Here is a 21,055-nt window from a genome sequence, read left to right as displayed (position 1 = left end):
GTTATGTACGGTTTATCCCTTGAAAGTATAGATTTGAGTTCGGAGCAGGAAAAAAATGAGGTAATTTGTTTTTTACAAAAATTTGATTTAATACTGGACAAAGATGTAGACTACACTGTAGTACTTAGAGACAATAATAGAAATATAAAGGCAACTTGCTCTAAGGCAGGAAACATATTCAAGTGTTTTGCAGTGTCAGAAGACATGAGAGGGGAAAACTTAACTTCATCACTTATATCCCATTTAATTGACAAGAGTTTTAATGAGGGAATATTTCATAATTTTATATTTACAAAACCAGATAGAATTAATGTGTTTACTTCTTTGAACTTTAAACTTTTATATAGGGCAGAAAAAGCTGCCCTTTTAGAGTATGGTATATACAATATAGATAAATTTTTAGATAGTATAGATAAAAAATATTCTATAGACAATAATATAGAAAGTACTGCTTTAGTGATGAATTGCAACCCTTTTACAAAAGGACACAGGTATTTGATAGAAGAAGCTGCTAAAAGCTGTAATCAGGTTTTATTATTTTTGGTGGAGGAGGATAGATCTGACTTCCCATTTTCTGATAGATATACTATGGTAAAAACAGGAACACAAGATTTAAAAAATGTTAAAGTAATTCCAGCAGGAGAATACATTATATCTCAAGCTACATTCCCAAATTATTTTATAAAAAAAGCAGATGAAAGATTACAGGCTTATGAAGAAATAGATAGCGGCATATTTGGGAAGTATATTTGTAAGAGGTTTAATATAAAAAAAAGATTTGTAGGAAAGGAACCTTATTGTGATGTTACTAGCACTTACAATGAAACTTTGAAAAAAATTATGCCTACCTATAATGTAAAGGTTGTAGAAATTGAAAGAGAAAAGTATAATGGAGAATATATAAGTGCTTCCAAGGTAAGGAAGCTTTTATGTGAAGGTAGAATGGATGTAATAGAGAAAATTGTTCCAGAATCTACCTGGCAATTTTTAAATTCTGATAGAGGAAGAGACATTATCAAGAATAAACTTCATAAGGCTTTTTAGGGGGATAAATAGATGGCTTTTAAAAATAGAAAAAGAATAGGTTCCAGATTATTCGGAAAATTTTCTTTAAAGACTAAAGTGATAATATTTTGTGTTCTTTGCATATTTTCCATAGCCCTTATAGGAAAAGACATCTATATGAATAAAAAAAATGAAAACGTTATACAAAAATCTAATAATATAACAGAAAATTCAGTTATAAAACCTGTAGATGAAAAAAAAGATGAAGAGAAAAAGTATGATGAAGCACAAAAGCTTTTTAGCAATAAAAAGTATTCTGATACTATTGCAAAAGCAGATGAAATTATAAATGAGGATAAGGAATTTTACAAAGCCTATAATATAAAGGGTATAGCATTATGTTACAGTAATAACTATGAAGAAGGTATGAAAAATATAGATAAGGCACTTGAAATCAACTCTAATTTTGGATACGCTAGGTTCAATAAAGCCCTGGCTTATGAACTTTATGGCAAATACGATGATGCACTTAATTGGTATGATAAGGATTTGGAGATAGAAAAGTATATTTGGAGTTATTATGGAAAGGCTAGCATATATGGCAGACGGGGAGACGTTGAAAATACAGTTAAATTTTTAAAAATAGCTGTAGATATGTCACCAGATATTAAGTCTATTGCTAGAGAAGAGAAGGATTTTGATCCTGTAAAAGGTTCAAGTCAATTTCAGGATTTAATTAAATAGATACTATTTATGCATAACTTAGACAGTTATTTTCCAAATTGTAATATTTTATTCGATGACTACCTGCTCTAATACTCCCACTTCTCCAAGTGTGAGTAAAGAGCAGCTACGTCCCTGGATAACGAGTTCTAGTCATCAGGTGGAGTCCAAAACTCGATCTGATGCCAAGAACTCTGTTTATATTGAAATGGTTAATTTATGGTACATATATTTAAAAATTTTTAAATATGAGATATAATTATGTAAAAAATAAATATTTATAGCAACAGTTATATATAACTTTGTATAAATATACAATTTTAGGAGGAAAATAAATGAAAAAAGGTATATCTGCTTCTAAAGGTTATGCAATAGGAAAAGTAGTTGTAAAAAGGAAAACTGAAATAAGTATAGAAAGAAAGCATATAGATGATGTAATACAAGAAAAAGAAAGATTTCAAAAAGCTCTTGAATTATCAAAAAGTCAATTAGAGAAAATTAAGGCAAAAGCTGAAAAAGAAGTAGGAAAAGATAAGGCAGAAGTATTTGAAAGTCATATCATGCTTTTAGATGATGTAGAATTTGCAGGTGCAGTAACAGTAAAGATAGTAAATGATCATGTGAATGCAGAGAGTGCACTTTATGATATAGTAGATTTGTATATGAAAACCTTTCAGGCTATGGAAGACGAGTATATGAGAGAACGTGGAGCAGATATAAAAGATGTAGGTAGTAGAATACTTGCAAACCTTACAGGAAACAACTCCTCTATAATTGACATGGAAAACAATACGGTAGTTGTAGCTCATGATTTAACTCCCTCAGATACAGCACAGCTGGATAAGAGTAAAGTAATAGCTTTTGTTACGGACATTGGAGGGAGAACTTCTCACAGTGCAATTATGGCTAGAACCCTTGAAATACCAGCAGTAGTTGGCCTAAACGATATAACAGATTCAGTTAAAGATGGAGATCTTATTATAGTAGATGGAGTAGAGGGTGAAGTTATAATAAACCCAGATAAAGATACTTTAAATACTTATAAGATAAAAAAAGAAAATTATAAAAAAGAAAAAGAAAAACTTAAAGCTTTAATAGATGTAGAAGTATTTACGAAATATGGAAAGAAAGTAGAGGTTTTTGGAAACATAGGTAAGCCAGAAGATGTAGATCAGGTGCTAAAAAATGGCGGAGAGGGCATAGGACTTTTTAGGACTGAGTTTTTATATATGGATAGGGAAAGTATGCCTGGAGAAGAGGAACAATTTAATGCTTATAAAACTGTAGTGGAGAAAATGGGTAAAAGACCTGTAATTATAAGAACATTAGATATAGGAGGAGATAAAAAGCTTTCCTATTTACCGGTACCTGAGGAAATGAATCCTTTCTTAGGGTATAGGGCCATAAGGCTTTGTTTGGACAGAACGGATATATTTAAAGTCCAGCTAAGAGCTCTTTTGAGAGCATCTGTTTTTGGAAATTTAAGAATAATGTTTCCAATGATAAGTTCTTTGGAAGAGTTTTTAAAGGCCAAGGAAATATTGACAGAGTGTATGGATGAACTTACTAAAGAGGGAAAGAGTTTTAATAGGGATTTACAAACGGGAATAATGGTAGAAATACCTGCAGCGGCAGTAAATTCAGATGAACTTGCAAAGTATGTGGACTTTTTCAGTATTGGAACTAATGATTTAATACAATATACCTTAGCGGCAGATAGGATGAATGAAAAAGTAGCTTATCTCTACAATCCAATGCATCCAGCAGTTTTGAAACTTATAAAAATGACTATAGAGGCTGCACATAAGCAGGGAAAAATATGTGGAATGTGCGGAGAAATGGCTGGAGATGAAAATGCCATTGAAACTTTAGTAGAATACGAATTAGATGAATTCTCTATGAGTGCTTCCTCTATATTAAAGGCAAAAGAACTTATAATGAAAAAGTAATATTAAAAACTACTGGTAGAATGGCATACCAGTAGTTTTTAGCATAGAATTATTATGGTATAATTTAATTAAATATTAAGTCAGTATGATAAAAAATAAGCTAGCATACTGACTGGTTATTAATTTGAAAATGTCTAAGACTGCATAGCCCGAAAAATAACAATATAATCTTATACAAGGAGGAATATATTATACATGAAAAATAATAGATTGAGTTTTATAATGTGTTCATTATTAGTTATTTTTACTTTAGGACTTACAGCCTGTTTTGACAGCAAAGGCAATTCTACTTCCACTCAAAGCAGCGGTAGTAATAGTAAAAAAATAGATTCAAGTAATGTATCTAATAATAAAGAAACTCAAAAACCAAAGGAGGAAATGAAAACTTCTTCTCCTACTGTTAAAAGTTCAAGTGAAATAAAATTTGTAAAGCAAGAAATGGATAATAATTCTACAGTTAGTTTTAACACTACCTGGAAAAGTAGCAAAAATGGAAGTTATAATGCTTGTATAGAAGGAAAAGGCAGTGAGGCCTTAGAAGAGGGTACAGGGAAAATAATCATAAAAGATCCTCAGAAAGTTTATAGTTTTCAAATTGAAAACAACTCTAAATTATCTCCCAAATACTTGGAATGGGCTGATGATAAAAATTTATTGGTGGTTATAGGATATTCAAGTGGATCCATTTCAAAAGGTGGAGACCTTTATATGCTAAATGTAGATACGAGGGATAATGAAATCTTAATAAAGATGCCAAGTAAAAAACAACAGATAATGTCTGCAGAGAAAAATGGAGATATTGTAAACTTAAAAGTCAATGTATATGACGATGATGTATATAATAAATGTCATGTAGAAAATTGGACTATAAATTCTTTTAGCACAAATTTAAATAGTAAGATGGAAGTTAAAAATTCTAATGGGAAAGTGGTATATACGATAAATGGATAAGTCTCAGAAAATATACAATAAGGCTCTAAAAAAATATAATGATGGGTATATAGATAAAGCAATAGAACTTTGTGAAGAAAGTATATCTTTAAATATAAAAAATAGGGCATCTATTAATCTTAAGGGACTTTTATTTTATCTTAAAGGTGATTTAGATAAAGCTCAAAAACTTTGGAAGATGAACCATCAAGTTAATGGAGATGGGGTTTCAGAAAAATATCTCGATTCTTTAAAGGAAGATGATGTTCGATTCAGTTTGTATGTAAAGGCTTTAAGGTTGATTAGAGAATTAAAAATAAATGAAGCACTTGAGTTACTTGAACAATGTGCTGAAAGTGATTTTAATTATATTAAAGTAAATAATTATAGTGCTCTTTGTTATATAAAAAAAGGGGAGTATAAAAAGGCTCTGGAAAAGTTGAACAATGTATTAAGAGTTGATATAAACAATGATGAAGCTAAAAAGACCATGAAGCTGCTTGAAGATCTAAATGTAGTAAAAAAGAAGTTCCCACTTAAGAAAATAGCTTGCATTTCAGCAAGTATAATATGTTTGGTAATTCTAATTGTGTTAATTTTTAATGGTGTCAAAAATAAAAATTTGCTTAATAAAAAATTCGCAAAAGTAAAAACTTCTACTATTAAAAATAATGGACAAAAGCCTTCAGGTGTAAGTAATAAGACGAAACCAAAAGCTGAAACTATTAAAGAAGTTTTCCCACAGGAAAAATTTAAAGGTTATATACAAAATAAAGATTATGATTCTATATATATAGAGGTTAAAAAGTGGAAAGATAAACAATTAAGTACTGATGAAGGAGCACTTCTTTCAGAAGGTACTAATCTCTTAAAGCAAGACGGATCTGCCTATTTTTATAAATTAGGAACCAATTATCTAAATAGCAAAGATTATAATAATGCCAAAGCTTATCTCACAAAAGCTTATGAGTTTGGAAGTGAAAATTACCTTTATGCTGACATAGTATATATGCTTGCTACAACGTTAGATTCCTCGGGAGATACAAAAAATGCTATAAATTATTATATTCAATATGATAAAAGCTTTTCTGATGGGGATTATGAAGAAACTGTACTGTACAGACTTGCCGTTATATATAAAGATACGGATAAGTCACAAGCAAAAAAATATGCTCAAGGATTGGTAGATAAATATCCTAATTCTATTTACAATAATTCTATAATAAGTAATTTGATAAATGACTAAAATTTTTATTTTTTAATTAAATTTATAGACTAAAAACGTTGACCTAGTAGATAATATATTATAAAATATAATTAAAGATAATACCCCTACGGGGTATAAGGAGGGCAAATAATGGTAGAGGAAATAAAAGATCAAGATTTTTCACAATCAATTGAAAATGCACCTACTCCTGTAGTTGTAGATTTCTGGGCTTCATGGTGTGGACCATGTAAAATGCTTTCTCCTGTAATAGAAGAAGTTTCAGATGAGTTGTCGGGAAAAGCAAAATTCTTTAAGTTAAATGTAGATGAGAATCCTGTTACAGCAGCGCAATTTAAAATTGCAAGTATTCCAACTGTAATGGTATTTAAAAACGGAAATATGGTAGATAAATTTGTTGGATTCAGACCAAAAGATGCAATAAAAGATGCTTTGGAAAAACATATATAGTTTAAACTCTGTTTACGTGTTAAAATGGCAAATTGACAATTTAGTTAATTTGTCATTTTAACTATGGAATTAGAAAACAAAAACTGGAGGTGGTAGTTATGAGTAATAGATATGATATTGCTATAGTAGGCAGTGGTCCTGCGGGACTGTCAGCAGCAATTAATGCGAAAATAAGAAATAAGAACATAATTATTTTTGGAAGCAGCGAGCTCAGTGGTAAATTGATAAAAGCACCTAAAATAGATAATTACCTAGGGCTTCCTGATATAACAGGAATACAGTTAAAAGATAGATTTCAGCACCATGTGGCAAACATGGGGATAGATATAACTTATGAAAGAATAAATACTATATATGCTATGGGACAATATTTTGGTATTGCTGTAAATGAAAAAATGTATGAAGCAAGTGCAGTCATATTGGCAACTGGCATTGAATATACAAAAGCATTAAAAGGAGAAGAAGAATTCCTAGGCAGGGGAGTTGGATATTGTGCTACCTGTGATGCCCCTCTTTATAGAGGGAAGATCGTTACTATAATAGGATATAATAAAGAAGCTGAAGCAGAAGCCAATTATGTAAATGAACTGGCTAAAAAAACATACTATATACCAATGTATAGAGAAAGCTTAAATTTAAATGAAAATGTAGAAATAGTAAGAGATAAGGTAGTGGAGATATCTGGAGGAAATAAAGTAGAAAAGGTAATTTTGAAAAGCAAGGAAATAGTTACAGATGGAGTATTTGTTTTAAAGGATAGTATAGCGCCAGATAAATTGGTACCAGGACTTATTATGGAAAATGGACACATAAAAGTAGATATGAATATGAAGACAAATATTGAAGGTTGTTTTGCAGCAGGAGATTGTGTGGGGAAACCTTATCAGTATATGAAAGCCGCAGGACAGGGACAGGTAGCAGCACTAAATGCTGTCTTTTACATTGATAAAAATTAATTAAAAAAGCCCCCTCATCTTTTAAAAAAAGATAAGGGGAGCTTTTTCAATTAGCTACAAAAAATACATGATGCCCTATAGTTCTCATATTTCTTTTATCTATGTTTTTCATCCATTGAGATGTGGCTATTTGGGGATTATAAAAGAAAATAGATTTACCTGAAGGATCTATACCCTTTAGAGCCTGAGAAACTGCACTATAACTGCTTTCATTTGGAGATGCATTTATAGTACCATTTTTGACACAGGAAAAAGCACCCCTTTGTTTTATAACACCTTCTACTGTCTTTGGAAACTCAGGGTATTTTAATCGGTTTAGTATTACGGAAGCTACTGCTACCTGGCCTTCAAAGGGTTCTGAATTGCTTTCAGCATAAACAACTTTGGCCATTAAATCAACATCATTTTGAGTTATATATATCTTTTGATCAGAGTAATTAAACACTTGCACGACTTCTTCTTGACCATTAAATAAATTGGAACTGGTACTGTCGAAATTCTTTGCAGTTACTTTAGAAAAAGGAATAAGTAACAGCAAAGAAAAAAGTATTAAACAAAAAATTTTTTTCAATCTAATCCTCTCCTTATTACCGACGGGGTTAGCTGACGGGTTCGGTAAAGGCATAACCTACGTAAATACGATTCACCCCAATGTTACTGGTTTCCCCGCGTTTTTAGTAAAACTTAGGCTAATGATATTGTACCCATATAAAAAAATAAAATACGATAAAAATGTATTTTATTAAAATTTTATAAAATAATCTATTACGTGATATAAACAATATCAAATAGTGTATAATTTAAATATATATTTATTGACAGGGTGGTGAGATGGGTGGAATTATTGCAAATGACAGCTAATTCAATAAGAAATATAAGTATATCTTCCGTTATGGATATATTAGTAGTATCATATATACTCTATAAAGGATACATGCTTATAAAAGAAACTAGAGCTGAACAGCTTTTAAAGGGAATTATACTCATAATATTTCTTATACCAATAAGCAGCTTTTTTAATTTAACTATGCTCAATTGGATACTTACCAAGACCTTGACCATAGGCGTCCTTTCTATTGTTATTATATTTCAGCCGGAAATTCGTCGGGCACTGGAACAGTTAGGAAGAACCGCTTTTAATGATAAACATATTTTAGAGGACGAAGAGACTATGGAAAAGGTTATAACAGAAATTGCAAATTCAGTAGGTAATTTATCTGAAAGCAAAACAGGGGCACTTATTGTAATAGAACAAGTTACTGGGCTTGGAGATATAATAAATACTGGTACTAAGATAGATGCTTTGGTATCATCTGCACTTCTAGAAAATATATTTGTAGTAAATACTCCACTGCATGACGGTGCAACTGTAATAAGAAATAATAGAATAGTTTCAGCAGGGTGTTTTTTGCCGCTTACTAGTAATAACGATTTAAACAAAAAGTTAGGCACGAGACATAGGGCTGCAATTGGTATATCAGAGAATTCTGATGCACTTATCATAGTGGTTTCAGAAGAGACTGGTACTATTTCTCTTGCCATGAATGGAAGGATTACAAGGAATTATACAAAGGATAGGTTGAAAAAAGTTCTTATAAATATAATGAAAAATAGATTTCAGAAAAAGAGTACATGGAGAGAGAGGGTGATTGGGTGGAAAGAAAAAATAAAAGGGACCAAATCCTAGTAAAAATATGCTGCGTAATAGCGTCATTTATTTTATGGTTGTACATATTCAACGTAGAAGATCCTATGAGGGAAAGAAAGATTGTGGTACCTGTTACTATAGTGAATAAAGATGCACTTGCTCAATCAAAACTTGTACAAATAGATAATCAATCCGCTAATATATCTCTTTTAATAAAGGGTAATGCTTCCAATGTATACTCAGTAAAACCATCAGATTTTAAATTACAATCAGATTTAAATGCTTATGTTATGAAAAAAGGGGAAAATAATATACCTGTAGAAGTAAAGAAAAGCCCTGATAACATAAGTATATTAAATAATGAAAATTTGTGGATAAAGGTACAACTTGATGAATTAAAACTGAAAAGCGTGCCTGTAAGAATAGGAGTAGTAGGTAAACCAAAAGAAGGATATTATGCACTAGATCCTGTCTTAAATACAGACAAGGTGGAAATAAGTGGAGCAGCAGATGCGGTAAATAGTGTAAAGTATGCTGCAGCCACATGTGACGTGAAATATGCTGGAAGTGATATAAATACATCTGTTAAGCTTCAGGCTCAGGACTCATTTGGAAATGTGGTAAAGGATGTTACAATAAATCCATCTCCTATTAAAGTTACTGTACCCATAGGAAAAGTAAAGACTGTACCTGTAAACGTAAAAATTCAAGGAAATACAGGAAATGGATCAGTTCCTAATTCAATAGTAAGTAATCCAGATAAAGTAGATGTGTCAGGGGATGAAAATGTAATAAAGAACATAAGTAGTTTAGATACAGAGCCAGTTGATTTAAGTAAAATTGGTAGTTCAGGTAGTATAGAAGTTAAGCTAGTAGTACCTAAAGGGGTAAAATTAGTTAATAACTCAGGAAAGGTAGAATTAAATGTAAATATAAATAATGAGGCTGCGGCTTCTTCCGATAAAAGTGGCCAAAAGACAATGAATCTTAATATACAGGTTAGAAATTTAAATGCTGGGTATACGGCTAACTTAGGCAGTAACAGTGTATCTGCAGTATTTAATGGACCTACTAATAATATAAATAGTCTAAATGGAAATAATATAAGTTGTTTTGTGGATGCAAGTTCTCTATCAGAAGGAACTCATACGGTAAATGTAGTTGTATCTATGCCTCAGGGAGTGTCTTTAGTATCACAAGACCCACAAAAAATTAGCATAGAAATTAAGAAAAAAACGTCGGAGGGACAAAATGGCAATTAGAATAAATAATTTAAGCATAAACATAGATGAAAGTATAGATGAATTAAAAAATAAAGCTGCAAAAAAGCTTAAAATAAGTGAGAAGGATATTAAGAAGTTTAAAATACTTCGAGAATCTCTGGATGCCAGAAGAAAAAACAATATAAGGTTTAACTACTCTGTTGAATTAAGCTGTGATGGAGAAAGAAAAATTGTATCAAAAATTAGAGATGGGAATATAAAGATAGAAGAAAAGGTAGTAGAAAAAAGGTTAGTTTTAGGTACAAAAAAGATGAAATATCGACCTATAGTTGTTGGCATGGGACCTGCAGGTATGTTTGCAGGTCTCTTGCTGGCAGAAAATGGTTATAGACCAATAATAATAGAACGGGGACAAAAAGTTGAAGATAGAACAAAAACTGTAGATGAATTCTGGAAAAGTGGAAAGTTAAATTTAGAGTCCAATATACAGTTTGGAGAAGGTGGGGCAGGGACATTTTCAGATGGAAAATTAACTACCAGGATAAAAGATGAGAGATGCCAATTTATATTGAAAGCTTTTGTAAAGTATGGAGCTCCAGAAGAGATTATTTATAATGGAAAGCCCCATTTGGGAACGGATAATTTAAAAACAATTGTAAAAAATATAAGAAATAGAATACTTGAATTGGGCGGAGATATACTATTTGATAGTAAATTGGATAATTTAATAATAGAGCATAAAAAATTAAAGGCAGTATTAGTAAATGGAAATGAGATAGGCTGTGACAATTTAATATTAGCTATAGGGCATAGTGCAAGAGACACCTATGAAATGATATTAAAAAAAGATGTTGTAGTAGAACCTAAGGCGTTTGCTATAGGAGTTAGAGTAGAACATTCCCAGCATATGATAAATGTAAATCAATATGGGAAATTTGCAGACCATCCTAAATTAAGAGCTGCAGATTATAGGCTAGCTTATAATAGTAAAGAGGGAAGAGGAGTCTACAGTTTTTGCATGTGCCCCGGAGGGGAAGTAATTGCGGCAGCTTCAGAGGAAAATAGGCTTGTGACAAATGGAATGAGTTACTATAAAAGAGATTTTGAAAATGCAAATTCTGCAGTAGTTGTAACTGTAGGAGAAAAGGATTTTGAAGGAAATTCCCCTCTAAAAGGAATGGAATTTCAGAGGCATTATGAGAACCTGGCCTATAAGTTAGGAGGAGGCAATTATGCTGCTCCAGTACAGTTAATTAAAGACTTTTTAAATGACACGGTTTCAAATAAAGTTGGAGAAGTAAAACCTACTTACAAACCTGGATATGAATTTAGAGATCTTAGAAAGTGTTTGCCATCCGCTGTTTCATCTGCATTAAAAGAAGGATTTATTGATTTTGAAAAAAAGATAAAAGGGTTTTCTGAAGGTGATGGTGTAATGACAGCCATTGAAAGCAGAACTTCATCTCCAATAAGAATGATGAGAAACAGCAACTTTGAGAGTGTATCTTTAGAAGGATTATATCCTTGTGGAGAAGGTGCAGGCTTTGCAGGAGGTATAATATCAGCGGCGGTAGATGGATTAAAAACTGCAGAGAGTATAATACAAAAATACAGTCCACTTTTATAAATATAATTAACTCAACTTTCGCATATATACAATTTTGACTTAATATGAAAACTTTGCGGAATAATTTTTCAGAGGACAATTGACAGAGGACAGAGGACAATGAAGGTGAGTTTTCCTCCTTACGTCAGAAAACTAATTTATTTTTAAGCTTGTTTTACTAAAGCAAAACATCGCTAAAAATTGCGTTGTGGAAAAATTTTTAATGTAATATAATAAAAGATGAATATTTTGAGTGTAAGAGAGGAGCACAGATTTTAGATTTAGTGTGATAACCTATAGAAAAATTAACTTTTAATAAGAGAGGTATTAATAATATGCAGAGAATGTTTGGAACTGATGGAGTAAGAGGAATTGCAAACAAGGAGTTAACTGCAGAACTAGCATATAAATTAGGACGGGCAGGAGCATATGTGCTTACAGAAACGGCACATAAACCAAAGATATTAGTTGGAATGGATACAAGAATATCTGGAGATATGCTAGAAAGTGCCCTGGTTTCGGGTATACTTTCTGTAGGAGCAGAAGCTGTTTGTGTAGGTGTAATACCAACTCCAGCAGTTGCTTATTTGACTAGAAAATATAAGATGGATGCAGGAGTAGTTATATCTGCTTCCCACAATCCTGTAGAATATAATGGAATAAAATTTTTTAACAGTGAGGGATATAAACTCTCAGATGAATTAGAAGATAGGATACAGGAAGTAATTGAAAGTAATTTTAAAGATGTATCTATGCCTATTGGAGCTGAAATTGGAAGAAAAGTAGTGGAAACAGGAGAAGCACTAAAAGACTATGTAGAATTTACAAAATCCACTATAGATATAGATTTAAAAGGATTAAAGGTAGTTTTAGATTGTGCAAATGGAGCATCCTACGTAACTTCTGTGAAAGCCTTTGAGGAAATGGGAGCAGAAGTGAAAGTTATAAATAATGAACCTGATGGAATAAATATAAATAGAAAATGTGGTTCAACTCACCCTGAAGAACTTATGCAAACTGTAGTAAAAGAAGGTTATGATTTAGGACTTGCTTTTGATGGGGATGCAGATAGATGTCTTGCAGTGGATGAAAAGGGAAATCTCATAAATGGAGATTTTATAATGGCTATAATAGGAAAGCATTTAAAAGATGAAGGAAAACTTTATAAAAATGTGGTAGTAGTTACTGTAATGAGTAATCTTGGACTTGATATAGCACTCAAAAAAGAGCAAATGAGTACTGTAAAGACTAAAGTTGGAGACAGGTATGTGCTTGAAGAGATGAAAAAACAAGGCTATAAATTAGGTGGAGAACAGTCAGGTCATATAATTATGCTGGATTATAATACTACAGGAGATGGACTTGTAACAGCACTACAAATAGCTTCTATAGTAAAAAAGACTGGAAAGAAGTTATCTGAATGTGCTTCTATGATGAAAAATTTACCTCAAGTACTTGCAAATGCTAATGTTCCAAATGATAAAAAGAATATATATGCAGAAGATGAAGAAATAATATCTGAGATAAAGAAAATAGAAGAAAAATTAGATGGTTGTGGAAGAGTGCTTATAAGACCTTCGGGAACAGAACCATTAGTAAGAGTTATGTTGGAAGGTCAAAATCAAAGTGAAATAGATAAAATTGCGCATAAATTGGCTGAGCTTATTGAATCAAAAGTGAATTAAAAATATAAAAGCGTACTGTAATTGAATTTAAAAGTGCATTTTTTATTTGTAAAAATTAAATGTTTTAAATATCTTAAAAATTGGACACTCTAATAATTAAGATATAAATTATTAGAGGAGTGAGTCCAATGTCGTGGCAATATAGAATATTTACAGTGGAGCGTTTTTTAAATTCAACTGATAATTTAAACTTAGAAGAAAAATTAAATAAGTATGGTAAGGAAGATTGGGAACTTACAGGAGTTTTACAAAGACATTATGCTACACTTGGAAATCAGGATAAATTAGAAGATGATTTAATAGTGTTTAAAAAACACAGTTAAAAAAACCGCCTTTAAAGTAAAATTTAAAGGCGGTTTATTTTTATAAATTTACAATTTTGAGGGTATATAGCACATTCCAATCTCAATTCCATAATATGAAAATAAGAACAAAAAGTTAATTTTAGCTATCTAGTTGACATAAAATAAGATTAAAGAATATAATAGATTGACAGGTTTTTAATACTGTTATATTTTAAAAAGAAGGTGGTTGAATTTAAGAAAAATATGAATATAAAGCGCCAGAGCTCAAGGCTTAATTTAAACAACACTTTGAGCTGACGAGGATGGGGAGTATCGAATCTTCGGCGGGTGCCCCACGGTATCGCACTACCGTTAACAACTGATAAAACCAGGAAGTGATTTCTGATACAACATCAGTTTGGTGTTAAAACCTTTAATAGGAATCAAAATATATGATTCCAAAAATATGTTTACCTGTAAAATTTTAATGTCAGTGCAGGTTTTATTTGTTTATAATTTTTTTATTAATAAAGCTGCAGTGTTTTATAGGTAAATTATGATTTATTATATTAAAATGTGAAAGGAAGAATTGATTATGTGCGGAATTGTTGGATTTGTTGGAAAGAAACAAGCATCATCTATTTTGGTTGAAGGACTGAGTAAACTTGAATACAGAGGTTATGACTCTGCAGGCGTTGCCATAATAGATAATGATCATATCAATGTAGTAAAATGTAAAGGAAGGCTTAAAAACCTTGAAAATAAATTGTCAGAACATCCTCTAAAAGGGATAGTAGGTATAGGTCACACAAGGTGGGCAACTCATGGAAAACCATCTGATCTAAATGCGCATCCCCATAACAGCCAGGACGGAACTATAAGTGTAGTTCACAATGGTATAATAGAAAATTATGTACAACTTAGAGAATGGCTCACTTCAAAGGGATACAAATTCGTATCTGAAACTGATACTGAAGTTATTCCACAGCTCATAGAATATTTTTACAAAGGTGATATAGTTGAAGCAGTTATGCGTGCAATATCTAAGATAAAGGGAAGTTATGCTGTAGGAGTTATCTGCTCAAAAGAACCTGGGAAATTAGTAGCAGTAAGAAAGGACAGCCCTCTTATAGTAGGACTTGGAAAAGATGAGTATTATATAGCATCAGATATACCTGCTGTATTAAATCATACTAGAGATATATATCTTTTAAATGACAATGAATTTGTTGTCATAACTAAAGATGGTGTAAAACTTTTATCAGAAGATAAAAAGGAAATAAAGAGAGATGTATACCACGTTACCTGGAGTGCAAATGCAGCTGAAAAGGGTGGATTTGATCATTTCATGATGAAGGAAATACACGAACAGCCAAAGGCAATCAAAGATACAATGACATCGAGAATTATGCCTGGAAAGCCTATAACATTAGATGATATAAAGATAACTAAAGAACAAATTAAGAATATAAATAAAATATATATTGTAGCCTGCGGAACTGCTTACCATGCAGGAATAGTTGGAAAATATGTAATAGAAAAATTGGTTAGAATGCCTGTAGAAGTAGATATTGCTTCAGAGTTTAGATATAGAAATCCTATAATAGACGAAAAGACACTTATGATAATTATAAGCCAGTCTGGAGAAACAGCAGATACTTTAGCAGCTTTGAGAGAAGCAAAAGCACAAGGTGCTAGAGTAATAGCTATAACAAATGTAGTAGGAAGTTCTGTATCCAGAGAAGCAGATGACGTGCTTTATACTTGGGCTGGACCTGAAATAGCAGTTGCATCTACAAAAGCTTATGTAACACAGCTTATAGCAATGTATATAATTGCATTGTTCTTTGCACAGCACAAGGGAACTATAAGCGAAGAAAAGATGGAAGAAATAAAAAAGGATATGCTTACACTTCCTATTAAGGCAGAAGAAGTTCTTTCAAATAAGGATATTATACAGGAGTTTGCAGAAAAGATTTATAAAGAGCAGGATGTATTTTTCCTTGGAAGAGGATTGGATTATGCCGTTGCATTAGAAGGTTCTTTAAAGCTTAAAGAAATATCTTATATTCATTCTGAAGCTTATGCTGGTGGAGAATTAAAGCATGGACCTATAGCTCTTATAGAAGATGGAACTGTAGTAATTGTAGGAGCTACTCAAGGATATTTAGTTGAGAAGATGATAAGCAATATTAAGGAAGTAACTACAAGGGGAGCTAATGTATTGGCTTTTGCTTTTGAAGGCAGTGACGAAGTTAGCAAGGCAGTTGATTCTGTAATGTATCTTCCAAAAGTAAATGATATATTTGCACCAGTACTTTCCGTAATTCCTCTGCAGCTTTTAGCTTATTATATTTCTATAAAGAAAGGCTGCGATGTGGATAAACCTAGGAACTTGGCCAAGTCAGTTACGGTAGAATAGGTAGTTAGGTAGAGAGAATATTTTTGTAGTTTTGAAATAAAGTTTGATATTTTGAAATAAAGTATGATACTTTGAAACAAAGTTTGATATTTTAAAATAAAGTTTGAATAAAATTTTTAAAGATAAAGATACTATACATGAGATGTGTAGTATTTAAGACAAAGCTAAATATAATAGAGTAAGCCGCACAGTCTCAAATTTTGTGAGAATGTGTGGCTTTTTTTATATAAAGGGTGTTGATTATATGGCAAAAAGAACTAGGAAACTTAATATTGATAAGTTAATTAAGGAAGGCCGTGGAACAGGAGTTGGGAAGGCTTATAAGCCATGGATTAAAATTCAGGATGTTCCGTCCTTAGGTAGAAGTACTAGACTAAAAGGAATAAAAACAGGAAGACAGCATGAATTTCTGTCTGATATGGAAAAAAACTATTTTTATATTTTAGAATATTCAGACCTAGTAACAGACATAAGAGAACAGTATCCTTTGCTGCCAATAGAAGAAACTTTGACTATAGCAAATGAACTAGGAATTGAACCTCCTAAAAATCCAAAGAACGGTGAAAATATAGTTATGACAACGGATTTTTTAGTAACTAAAGAAGTCCAAGGCAAAACGATTAACATAGCAAGAACCATAAAACCAAAGGATATGCTCATGAATAAAAGAGTAATTGAAAAATTTGAAATTGAGCGTGTTTATTGGGAAAGAAGAAAAATTGATTGGGGAATAGTAACGGATCAAGAAATAGATAAAGTGCTTACTAAAAATATAAGCTTTTTTCATGGCTACTATAATATTGATGAACTGGATTCCTTTGCAGATATTGATGAAGCAGAATTTGAAGACCCAATTCTAGAATATATAAAAAGGATAGTTGATGCAAAAGCTTCAGTTAGAGAGGTATCTTCAATTTTTGATAAGGATATGAGTCTTCAAAAGGGTACAGGTATAGCAATATTTAAGCATTTATTAGCCAAGAAAATTATTTTTACTGATCTTTTAGAAGCTATTAATATAAATAAAAAAATGGAAATTAATTTATCTGAAAATCTGCTGCATAAGGAGTTTAATATATCATGATAATGGAAAATGAGATATTTAAGTATTTTGATGAAAAAGGAGAAAGAATTAGAGTAGTTTATATTGATAGCGAGAATAGTAAGGTATTTTACGTGAATTTAGATATTAATTTATGTACTCCAAAAATGGAAAACTTGGATAAATTAGAGGAAGAAATTAAAAATAATATATTGGTAAAGATAAATGATCCATATTTAAAAAGTGTAGATGAAAGCAAGATTTCAATGGTTGAAAAGGAAAAGCGAGATTTATATTGGCCCATAATAACTAAAGTGTGGGAGGATAGAAAAATAGAACTTTTAGATAGAAGAACAAGGAGCACGCTTTTGAAGGAGGTATCAAGCTCTTTAAATATCACTGTTATTACCTTAAGAAGACTCTTAAATAGGTTTTGGCAAAGAGGGATGAATAAAAATTCTTTGTTGCCAGATTATAAAAATTCCGGAGGTAAGGGAAAAGAACGAAATCCATCAGATAGTAAGGTTGGTAGACCTAAAAAAATAAGCTATATAGAAGAGGCAAAGGAAGGCGTAAATGTTACTAAAGATCTAAAAAGGCAGTTTGAATTAGCAGTAAATAAGTACTATAGAAATAATAAAAAAGTAAGTATTATGGATACTTATAATTATATTTTAAGAGATTTTTTTTCTGATGTAGTTATAAAAGATGGCGAGAAAAGTTTTATAGTATGGGATAAGTTAAGAATACCTACCTATGACCAATTTTATTATTGGTTCAAAAAAAATGAAGATCCAAAGAAGGATATAGTTTTAAGAGAAAGTGCGAAGGAATTTGAATTAAAAAATAGAGAACTGCTTAGTAACTCAACAATTGAAACAGATGGACCGGGTACAAGATTCCAGGTGGATGCTACAATTGCAGACATTTATTTAGTTAGTTCTTTAGATAGAAATAGGATTATAGGTAGGCCTGTAGTTTATGCTATAATTGATGTTTTTTCAAGACTTGTAACAGGTATTTATGTTGGTTTAGAGGGACCATCATGGTTTGGAGCTATGATGGCACTGGATAATATGATTACAGATAAGGTTGAATTTTGTAAGAGTTATGGTATAGAAATAGTGGATGAGCAGTGGCCAGCTAAACATATTCCAGATATTATAATAGCTGATAGAGGAGAGTTTGAAGGGTATTCGGTAGAAAATTTGATAAATAATTTAAATATTAAAATAGAAAACACACCACCATATAGAGGAGACTTAAAGGGAATAGTTGAGAGAAGTTTTAAAACTACTAATGAGAAAATCAAGCACAAGACCCCTGGTGCAATCCAAAAGGAATATAGGAAAAGGGGAGATAGGGATTATAGGCTGGATGCAACCCTTACTTTAGAAGAGTTTACAAAGATATATATAAACCTTGTATTGGAACATAATAATAAACAAATTGACAAGTATCCAGTAGAAATTGAAATGCTTAAGGATAACATAGCTCCAATCCCATCAGTACTTTGGAATTGGGGAATAGAAAATAAAAAAGGAAGACTTAGAACTGTTGATAGAGAGGTTTTAAGATTAAATGTACTTCCGAGGGGCAGAGCTAATGTTTCAAGAGCAGGTATAAGATTTAAGGGATTATATTATGGCTCACAAAAAGCATTGGAGGAGCAGTGGTTCATAAAATCAAAGGTTAGAAGTATAGAAATACTGTATGATCCAAGGAATATGAATAATATTTACATTCCATATGAAGAAGGCAAAAGCTTTGAAACGTGTTATTTACTTGATCCAAGTAAACAGTATAAGGATTGCATTTTAGAGGAGATTATATTTAATTTTGAACTTATTTCAGAGTTAAAGGAAGCACAAAAGAATAAGCAAAATCAGCTAAAGGTTGATGTCGATTTAGAAATAGATAAAATAGTCAAAGCTGCTAGAAAGAAAAAATCTATAGAGCTTAATGGTGAAAGTGATAATAAAAAGCTTAAAGGAATCAAAATAAATAGAGCAATTGAAAAAGAACTTAATAGAGAAAAAGAAGCCTTCAAACTGGGAAAAGAAAAAATTTCGGCTGAAGGTGCAGAAGTAATAAAATTAAATGCAAGTAGTAAAGAAGAAAAAGCTGAAAGCAGTAAGGATAGGCTAATGGATTTGCTTAGGAAGAAGAGAGATGAGAAACGTGAAAAACGATGAGAGAATAATAATTCTGAAGGGCGAGGTTGAACTGGCAAATTACAAGCAGCAAGAAATAGATGAATACAGAGATAATCCTTTTATTGAAGCTTTGCCAAATATATTTACTGAGGAAGAAGTTGCAGACCGTTTTACAGTGTCTCCAGTCATAAGTAATGAAGATAGAGTAAAGGCAACTAATTTACGGTATCACATAATTAAAAGAGCTAAGAATTTTATTCAACCCTTACCTATTCATTTTACTTTAGAAAGAAGATTATCCTCACTTATAAGACGAGGATATCTAGCAAGAAATCCAATGGATAAAACTTTTCTTCAAAGGCTTAGAATATTAAATGAAATTAGAGATGAAAATGCTGATGATAGAGAGCTTAATAGGAGAATGAGCTATATAAGAACAACAGCAGATAGCATATCTATTATAGGAATATCAGGTATTGGTAAAACGACAGCTATAGAAAGACTGCTTTTAATGTATCCACAAATTATAAAGCATGAGGAATATAAGGGTAAATACTTTAGCAGAACACAAATTGTATGGCTTAAAATAGATTGCCCATATGATGGAAGCCTGGCAACACTTTGTAAAAGCTTTTTTAAAGCAATAGATGATTTGCTAGGTACTAGATACTTAGAAAAATTCGGTTATACCACTAGAGTTACATCTTCAATGCTGCTGCATATGACTACTTTAGCCAGTATGTATGGAATTGGAGTTTTAGTAATTGATGAAATACAGCAGCTTTTGAATGCTAAAAATGATATGGAGGATATGCTGAATTTCTTTGTAACCTTAAGCAATACAGTTGGCATACCTACGGTGCTTATAGGAACTAGCAAGGCTCAACAAATATTCAAAGGAAACTTCAGACAAACGAGAAGAGCAGCTAGTGATGGTTCTGTAATGTGGGATAGGATGGAAAAAGAAAGTCCTGAGTGGGAATTCTTTTTAGAAACCTTATGGGACTTTCAAGCTCTTAAAGAAAATGCGCCTTTAACACCTGATATAAAGGATGCCTTTTACGATAATTGTCAGGGGATAACAGCAGTTGCAGTTAACTTATTTATATTAGCACAGGAAAGAGCCTTGTCCGAGGGAAAAGAAAAAATAACAGCAAAGCTTTTGAGAGCTACAGCTAAGGAAGATCTTGCTATGCTCCAGCCAATGATAAAAGCGTTAAGAGATAATAACCAATTTGAAATTATGAGATATGAGGACATTTCTTTAAATTTAGATGATATTGCTTTTAAGCACAGCAGAAATTTAGAACTCAGTGGAAAAGTAGAAGAGCTGTTTAAAGAGAGAAAGAAAACTATTGAGCTTAAGAGAAGAGATACAGTAGAAAATCTAGTTATGGATCTATGTGAGATAGGTATATTTGATAAATTGGACAATATACAAATACGCAAGCTAGTAGAAAAAATAGTTGAAAAGCAGCCAGTAGGGGAAGAATATAATTCAATAAAAGCTTTGGCTATAAAGAAAGCTATGGAGCTTAATGAAAAAGCAGACAAAGCTTCAAAAATTGAAGAAAAGAAGTTAAAGACTGAAGGTCTATTATATTTATATGAAAAAGCAATGAAAAATAAACAGCATCCATATGAAGTATTAAAACAAAATGGATTTATTAAAGCTCCTATTGAAGAATTTTTAAAAATTAATTAAAGATCATGATTTAATTGGGATGGGCGGTTTAAAAATATATAACAAA

At 31.6% G+C, this 21,055-nt stretch carries 17 protein-coding genes and 1 riboswitch; of the genes, 16 read left to right on the top strand and 1 reads right to left on the bottom strand.

Annotated elements, in window-relative coordinates:
* The first annotated feature begins 3 nt into the window (after positions 1-3).
* From citC to CLRAG_RS11175, 7 genes are all read left to right on the top strand, one after another.
* Positions 4-1,044, top strand: coding sequence for a [citrate (pro-3S)-lyase] ligase (gene citC, locus CLRAG_RS11205; RefSeq protein WP_065078519.1), 1,041 nt, complete (start codon positions 4-6; stop codon positions 1,042-1,044).
* 12 nt (positions 1,045-1,056) lie between these two features.
* Positions 1,057-1,749 (top strand): tetratricopeptide repeat protein, encoded by a 693-nt coding sequence (locus CLRAG_RS11200; RefSeq protein ID WP_065078518.1) that lies wholly within the window; start codon positions 1,057-1,059, stop codon positions 1,747-1,749.
* Positions 1,750-2,063: 314 nt separating this feature from the next.
* Positions 2,064-3,677, top strand: coding sequence for a phosphoenolpyruvate--protein phosphotransferase (gene ptsP, locus CLRAG_RS11195; RefSeq protein ID WP_065078517.1), 1,614 nt, complete (start codon positions 2,064-2,066; stop codon positions 3,675-3,677).
* Between the two features lie 195 nt (positions 3,678-3,872).
* The gene (locus CLRAG_RS11190) at positions 3,873-4,628 is read left to right on the top strand and encodes a DUF4652 domain-containing protein (RefSeq protein ID WP_065078516.1); all 756 of its coding nucleotides are present in this window, start codon (positions 3,873-3,875) and stop codon (positions 4,626-4,628) included.
* A complete protein-coding gene (locus tag CLRAG_RS11185; protein WP_065078515.1) occupies positions 4,621-5,853 on the top strand; it encodes a tetratricopeptide repeat protein in 1,233 nt (410 codons plus the stop codon). The genes CLRAG_RS11190 and CLRAG_RS11185 overlap by 8 nt, the downstream gene beginning before the upstream one ends.
* Before the next feature lie 111 nt (positions 5,854-5,964).
* A complete protein-coding gene (trxA, locus tag CLRAG_RS11180) occupies positions 5,965-6,282 on the top strand; it encodes a thioredoxin (protein ID WP_065078514.1) in 318 nt (105 codons plus the stop codon).
* A 98-nt stretch (positions 6,283-6,380) separates the two neighbouring features.
* The gene (locus tag CLRAG_RS11175; protein ID WP_065078513.1) at positions 6,381-7,238 is read left to right on the top strand and encodes an NAD(P)/FAD-dependent oxidoreductase; all 858 of its coding nucleotides are present in this window, start codon (positions 6,381-6,383) and stop codon (positions 7,236-7,238) included.
* Between the two features lie 46 nt (positions 7,239-7,284).
* Here the strand turns inward: CLRAG_RS11175 and CLRAG_RS11170 are convergent, their stop codons facing one another.
* Positions 7,285-7,809: a cell wall hydrolase gene (locus tag CLRAG_RS11170; RefSeq protein ID WP_065078512.1), complete on the bottom strand. Its 525-nt coding sequence runs from the start codon at positions 7,807-7,809 to the stop codon at positions 7,285-7,287.
* Between the two features lie 2 nt (positions 7,810-7,811).
* A riboswitch (cyclic di-AMP (ydaO/yuaA leader) is annotated at positions 7,812-7,939 on the bottom strand.
* 134 nt (positions 7,940-8,073) lie between these two features.
* Here CLRAG_RS11170 and cdaA point away from each other — a divergent pair.
* The 9 genes from cdaA (at position 8,074) to CLRAG_RS11125 (ending at position 21,009) form a co-directional block, all read left to right on the top strand.
* Positions 8,074-8,925, top strand: coding sequence for a diadenylate cyclase CdaA (gene cdaA / locus CLRAG_RS11165; protein ID WP_065078511.1), 852 nt, complete (start codon positions 8,074-8,076; stop codon positions 8,923-8,925).
* Entirely contained in the window at positions 8,892-10,148 is a 1,257-nt protein-coding gene (locus CLRAG_RS11160) for a CdaR family protein (protein ID WP_065078510.1), read from the top strand. The genes cdaA and CLRAG_RS11160 overlap by 34 nt, the downstream gene beginning before the upstream one ends.
* Positions 10,138-11,736 carry an NAD(P)/FAD-dependent oxidoreductase gene (locus CLRAG_RS11155; RefSeq protein WP_065078509.1) on the top strand — a complete coding sequence of 533 codons (1,599 nt, stop codon included), beginning with the start codon at positions 10,138-10,140 and terminating at the stop codon, positions 11,734-11,736. Before CLRAG_RS11160 ends, CLRAG_RS11155 begins: the two co-directional genes overlap by 11 nt.
* 314 nt (positions 11,737-12,050) lie before the next feature.
* Positions 12,051-13,400 (top strand): phosphoglucosamine mutase, encoded by a 1,350-nt coding sequence (glmM, locus tag CLRAG_RS11150; RefSeq protein WP_065078508.1) that lies wholly within the window; start codon positions 12,051-12,053, stop codon positions 13,398-13,400.
* 128 nt (positions 13,401-13,528) lie between these two features.
* A complete protein-coding gene (locus CLRAG_RS11145; protein ID WP_013240632.1) occupies positions 13,529-13,723 on the top strand; it encodes a DUF4177 domain-containing protein in 195 nt (64 codons plus the stop codon).
* A 556-nt stretch (positions 13,724-14,279) separates the two neighbouring features.
* Positions 14,280-16,106, top strand: coding sequence for a glutamine--fructose-6-phosphate transaminase (isomerizing) (gene glmS / locus CLRAG_RS11140; RefSeq protein WP_065078507.1), 1,827 nt, complete (start codon positions 14,280-14,282; stop codon positions 16,104-16,106).
* A gap of 244 nt (positions 16,107-16,350) precedes the next feature.
* Positions 16,351-17,190 carry a heteromeric transposase endonuclease subunit TnsA gene (locus CLRAG_RS11135; RefSeq protein WP_065078506.1) on the top strand — a complete coding sequence of 280 codons (840 nt, stop codon included), beginning with the start codon at positions 16,351-16,353 and terminating at the stop codon, positions 17,188-17,190.
* On the top strand, positions 17,187-19,343 hold the full coding sequence (locus tag CLRAG_RS11130) for a Mu transposase C-terminal domain-containing protein (protein WP_065078505.1): 2,157 nt from the start codon (positions 17,187-17,189) through the stop codon (positions 19,341-19,343). Before CLRAG_RS11135 ends, CLRAG_RS11130 begins: the two co-directional genes overlap by 4 nt.
* Positions 19,321-21,009 carry an ATP-binding protein gene (locus CLRAG_RS11125; RefSeq protein ID WP_242872135.1) on the top strand — a complete coding sequence of 563 codons (1,689 nt, stop codon included), beginning with the start codon at positions 19,321-19,323 and terminating at the stop codon, positions 21,007-21,009. Before CLRAG_RS11130 ends, CLRAG_RS11125 begins: the two co-directional genes overlap by 23 nt.
* Positions 21,010-21,055: the final 46 nt, after the last annotated feature.

The sequence above is a fragment of the Clostridium ragsdalei P11 genome (assembly GCF_001675165.1).
Classification (GTDB): Bacteria; Bacillota; Clostridia; order Clostridiales; family Clostridiaceae; genus Clostridium_B; species Clostridium_B ragsdalei.
The sequence above is the reverse complement of the archived record's forward strand: the minus strand, read 5'-3'. Positions and strand labels throughout refer to the sequence as shown.